Origin of the sequence: Clostridium sp. KLE 1755, from assembly GCF_000466465.2 — a bacterium.
In the GTDB taxonomy this organism is placed as follows: Bacteria; Bacillota; Clostridia; order Lachnospirales; family Lachnospiraceae; genus Eisenbergiella; species Eisenbergiella porci.
The window spans coordinates 1-693 of the sequence record NZ_KE992753.1 but is presented as its reverse complement, the minus strand read 5'-3'; the positions used below and the strand labels follow the sequence as shown (position 1 = coordinate 693).

At 47.2% G+C, this 693-nt stretch carries 1 protein-coding gene; it reads right to left on the bottom strand.

What is annotated here, in order from left to right:
* A partial coding sequence (locus tag HMPREF1548_RS22400) for a CpsD/CapB family tyrosine-protein kinase (RefSeq protein WP_286138205.1) occupies positions 1-675 on the bottom strand: 675 nt, incomplete at its 3' end.
* Positions 676-693 lie beyond the last annotated feature (18 nt).

Below are 693 nucleotides of genomic sequence, written 5' to 3'. Positions count from 1 at the left end.
ACCGCTTTCCTCCTGCTTCGTTCCTGTCTTCGCTGGTTTTAACCCCTTCTGCACCACCGCAGAATGCAGTCCGCCTTCCTCATTTCCGCCATAATACTTCCCATAATATTTCCCGTAATACTTCCCATAATAAGCGCCATAATACCCTTTGCCGCTCATGTTCACCTTATTCAGTATCACTCCCAGGATCCGGCAGTCCACCTTCTCCAGCTGTTCTTTCACCTTCTGTGCAAATTTATAGCTGATAGCCCCACTCTCAATTACAACTACTGTTCCGTCACAATACTGTGCAGCAACTGCCCCATCAATAACACTCCCCAATGGCGGTGTATCCACTATCACATAATCATATTCATTCCTTAGATACTCCAGCAGCAGCCGAAAAGCATCATTCCCCAACAGCTCACTGGGATTAGGCGGCACTGGCCCGGAGAAAATCACATAGAAATTTTCAATATTTGTCTTACACGTAACATCTGCAATCGAAGCCTGTCCACTCAGATAATGGGACAGCCCATATCTGGAAGCATTCGTCTTATATCTTCCCTTCAACACCGACTTCCTCAAGTCAGCATCCACAAGAACAACTCTCTTCCCGCCTTCCGCAACCGACAACGCTAACTGGAAAGACACACTCGTCTTCCCTTCATTCGGTGTACAACTGGTTACAGAAATTACCTTCCTGTCCCTCCC